Below are 1,728 nucleotides of genomic sequence, written 5' to 3' on the forward strand. Positions count from 1 at the left end.
GATGCACAGGGCCAGCGAGCGCCAGCGTTGGCGGCAAGCCTTCTCCCATTCATCGTAGGCAGCCTTCGGATCGCGTCGCGTTCCACGCGCCACAGTGTGGGTAAACTCGCGCCCATGCGGGTCGGGCATTGGTACGATAAACTTCACCCGCCTATCGCTTGCCTGAAAGCCGATCACGGCTTTGTCGGGAGAACTCGCATAGCCAAAATGACTGGCTCCGTAGCGCCGCAACACGGTTTCGATCTCCGCTCGGCTGCGCTCGGTGCTGACGCTGGTATTGGTTGCAAACTTCGCCATTGTTGTTCCTGGTGTTCGACTGCTAACTACGCGGTCAACGCGGACACTGCGCCCGCTACGCGGGCTTGTGCCGGTTACCTTGGCCGTTAGTCGGTAGCTCGTGTTGGTCTTTCGTGTCGTGTGTTTCGCCCAGCTTCGCGCTGGCTTGTCGTCCCTCGCCGCAGCAGCATTTCGCGCGGCATTGCGGCAAGCCCTCCGCTTTCAGAGCTGGTAGCTTGTGGGGGTCGGTTGCTCGTCGTTCTGCGCTCGTCCAGGCCAGCAGCCTCGCCCAAGCGTACCTCGTCGCAACCGTCTAACTTCTCGTCCAAGCGGACGGCTCCGCCGCCGCTTAACTCAAGCGTTAGCCGTACAAGATGACAGAGGAACGCTGGCACTCAGAGTTCGACCCGGCAGAATTCCTTAGCCGAGTTGATTTGGAGCGTCTGATTGAGCGGAACGAGGCGTATAACCAAGGTGCTGCCAACGATGCGGATACACCTTGCGTCATGTGCGGAAACAATCGGTCACGCGGAATCCTACTCAACGACAAATCATTCTTGTGTGATAGCTGCTATGCAGAAGTATCCAAAATTTCCTATCCAGAAAAATATGAAAGAATTCGTAGGCAGTTTCTAATAGCATCGGAGGCGCGTAGGCTTGCGTGGGAGGGGTTCCGAGGCAAGTACGAAGTACAGCCAGAGCAAAGTATATTCGTTGCGTTAGGTTGGCTTTCTACTCTATTGGCATTCGCGAATGTCGCGTTACTTGTGGTGCCATTCATTCTACTGGTTATAGGCTATACCAAAAATGCGACTAACAAACGCCGAGTTCAAGAGTGGCTAAGCAAGAAGGACGCGTGGGAGCATAGAAATCCGAGCCCCGCAACACCAGTTCTAAAACATTTTCATGATCCGACTGCGGAACTAACACGCAAAGATCAGAATATTCTTTACATATTTAACCATTGGCCTGGCTATCCACCATTTTGGTCGTATCTTCGACAAATCGTACTAAAAAGGGATGGTGCTCGCTGTCAGGTTACTGGCTGTCCGTCTAGACTTGAATTACACATTCATCATATACAACCCGTGTCACAAGGTGGGCAACACGCGCCATCCAATCTCATCGCGCTTTGTGACTTTCACCACGCGCTAGAACCGGAGAAGGGGCACGAGCGTGTATGGGGCGCAATAAAGACAAGGTACTTCACCTTGGTGAGCGGACACGAACGCTCAAATAGGAACAGCTCGGGGCACCATCACGTTCGGGCACACTTGCGTAGGCTACAACTTGTGTCTCTCGAAGAGATTAAGGTGCTTACAAAGACCTGATTCCGTGAGCTCGCCCGGTCGGATCCATGCTGCGCTTGGGTTCCGCCCTCATGCCGGGTTCACCCTATGGGTGAAGATGCTGTTTCGACATTCCGCGCACTTCGCGTCGCGCATTTAGCCG

General features: G+C 54.3%; 2 protein-coding genes. One reads left to right on the plus strand and one right to left on the minus strand.

Annotated features, from left to right (window positions below):
- On the minus strand, positions 1-297 hold a 297-nt coding region (locus ACO2Q2_RS17395), incomplete at its 3' end, for a hypothetical protein (protein WP_423257509.1).
- 485 nt (positions 298-782) lie between these two features.
- On the opposite strand from ACO2Q2_RS17395, the gene ACO2Q2_RS17400 reads away from it, so the two are divergent.
- Positions 783-1,607 carry an HNH endonuclease gene (locus ACO2Q2_RS17400; protein WP_423257510.1) on the plus strand — a complete coding sequence of 275 codons (825 nt, stop codon included), beginning with the start codon at positions 783-785 and terminating at the stop codon, positions 1,605-1,607.
- The last annotated feature ends 121 nt before the right edge of the window (positions 1,608-1,728 follow it).

It is taken from the genome of Dyella sp. KRB-257, from assembly GCF_049445995.1.
Classification (GTDB): Bacteria; Pseudomonadota; Gammaproteobacteria; order Xanthomonadales; family Rhodanobacteraceae; genus Dyella_A.

Excerpts from the sequence above, each read along its gene's own strand:
- ACO2Q2_RS17400 (WP_423257510.1), top strand. The coding sequence starts at position 783 with ATGTGCGGAAACAATCGGTCACGCGGAATCCTACTCAACGACAAATCA.